At 65.3% G+C, this 2,093-nt stretch carries 2 protein-coding genes; both read left to right on the top strand.

Annotation, left to right across the window (positions count from 1 at the left end; all coding sequences use genetic code 11):
* Window positions 1–228 (top strand): hotdog family protein (locus AWB67_RS36800; RefSeq protein ID WP_510183518.1); only part of this gene is annotated, 228 nt, incomplete at its 5' end.
* Window positions 229–268: 40 nt separating this feature from the next.
* Window positions 269–1,975 (top strand): alpha/beta fold hydrolase, encoded by a 1,707-nt coding sequence (locus tag AWB67_RS36795; RefSeq protein ID WP_087660737.1) that lies wholly within the window; start codon window positions 269–271, stop codon window positions 1,973–1,975.
* Window positions 1,976–2,093 lie beyond the last annotated feature (118 nt).

Here is a 2,093-nt window from a genome sequence, read left to right as displayed (position 1 = left end):
GGGCTCATTCCTGCCGATGCAAAGGCAGGGCTGAACTATGGGCTCGACAAGGTCCGCTTCATGACGCCGGTGAAAGCCGGGGCGCGCGTGCGAAGCCGCGTAGTGCTGGCGTCGATCGAGCGAAAGGGCGACGGGCGCGTCATCCTGAAGACCAGTAATGAGTTGCTGATCGAGGGCGAGGACAAGCCCGCGCTGGTCGCGCAAACGCTCGTGATGCTGGTGGCGTGAAGGCCTCGGCAGAGCCATGGAAACAACCTGAAAGATCCAGATGACAGCAACCCTGAACAACCCGCCGCGCAGCCCCGAGGCCGACGAACTCGCGCTGCGCGCCGCCGACGGCATGCTCGGCCCGAACCCGTTCGTCGGCTTGCGCGTGTGCGACATCGTCGCCACCGCGCAGCAGATCGCCGCGCAAGCCTTGACGCACCCGACGCTGCTGCTGCAGCAGGAAGCGACGCTCGTCCGCGACCTCATGGCGATTCTCACTGGCCAGGCAGAAACCGTAGCGCCGCAGGGCGACAAGCGCTTCATCGATCCCGCGTGGCGCGAGTCCGCGCTCTATCGCGCGACGCTGCAGGGCTATTTCGCGTGGCGCAACGCGCTCGCGGGATTCGTCGAGCGCTCCACGCTCGACGCCAAGGGCCGTGAGCGCGCGCAGTTCGTGCTCACGCTTGTCGCCGATGCGCTTGCGCCAACCAATACGCTCGCAGGCAATCCAGCGGCGCTCCGGAAGCTCGCCGAGTCGGGCGGTGCGAGCCTCATCGCGGGGCTGAAGAACCTGCTCGCCGACACCCTCGGCAATCACGGCATGCCCGCCCAGGTGGACAAGAGCGCGTTTGAAGTCGGCAGGAATCTGGCGACGACACCGGGCGCGGTGGTGTTTCGTAACGAGGTGCTCGAACTCGTCCAGTACACGCCCGTCACCGCGAAGGTCCACGCGCGGGCGCATCTGATCGTGCCGCCGCAGATCAACAAGTTTTATGTATTCGACCTCTCGAAAGGCAAGAGCATGGTCGAATTCCTGCTGCAAAGCGAGTTCCAGGTGTTTGCCGTGAGCTGGCGCAACCCGACGGCCAACCAGCGCGACTGGGACATGGACACCTACGTCGCCGCGCTGATCGAGGCCATCACGGCGGTGCGCGAGATCACCGGCAGCGAGGACGTGAATCTGCACGGCGCCTGTTCGGGCGCGATGACCATCGCCGCGTTGCTCGGGCATCTCGCTGCACGCGGCGAGAGGCGCGTGAATGCCGCGACGCTCATGGTGGCGGTGCTCGACAGCACGACCGACTCGCAGTTGGGCTTGTTCGCCACGCCCGAGGCGATCACAGCGGCCAAGCACGGCAGCAGGGCCACGGGCGTGCTCGCGGGCGAGGAGATGGCGCGCGTGTTCGCGTGGATGCGGCCCAACGACCTCGTGTGGAACTACTGGGTGAACAACTATCTGATCGGCAATGCGCCGCCGGCATTCGACGTGCTGTACTGGAACAACGACACCACGCGGTTGCCCGCGCGCATGCACGGACAGTTGCTCGATATCTTCACGGGCAACCTCTTCAGCCGGCCGCGGGCGCTCACCGTGCTCGGCACGCCGATCGACCTGGGCGAGGTGACGTGCGACAAGTACGTAATGGCGGGTATCACCGATCACATCACGCCGTGGAAAGGCGTCTATAACGCGGCGCGCCTGTTCGGCGGCGAAACGCGATTCGTGCTTAGTTCGAGCGGCCATATCCAGAGCCTCATCAATCCGCCGGGCAATCCGAAGGCGAAGTTCTTCGTGAATCCGGCGCTTCCCGAGCACGCGGACGCCTGGCTCGCGGAGTCACGCGCCGAGGCGGACTCGTGGTGGAACGACTGGCGCGAGTGGCTCGCCGCCCGCTCCGGCGAAAAGCGGACTGCGCCGAAGGCGCCCGGCAACCGGCGCCACAAGCGGCTGGCCGACGCGCCGGGGACGTATGTCCTCGATTGTTGAAGTACTTGCGGGAGCGCCAGGCTGTCACTCATCCAGAGAGAAAAACGATGCGAGTCATTGCTGAGTCGGTGTGCAACATGAAAATACAAACAGTCGATGTGGACGGTCAACGGATGCG

Origin of the sequence: Caballeronia terrestris (assembly GCF_001544515.1) — a bacterium.
In the GTDB taxonomy this organism is placed as follows: domain Bacteria; phylum Pseudomonadota; class Gammaproteobacteria; order Burkholderiales; family Burkholderiaceae; genus Caballeronia; species Caballeronia terrestris.
This window is presented reverse-complemented; position numbering and strand designations above follow the sequence as displayed.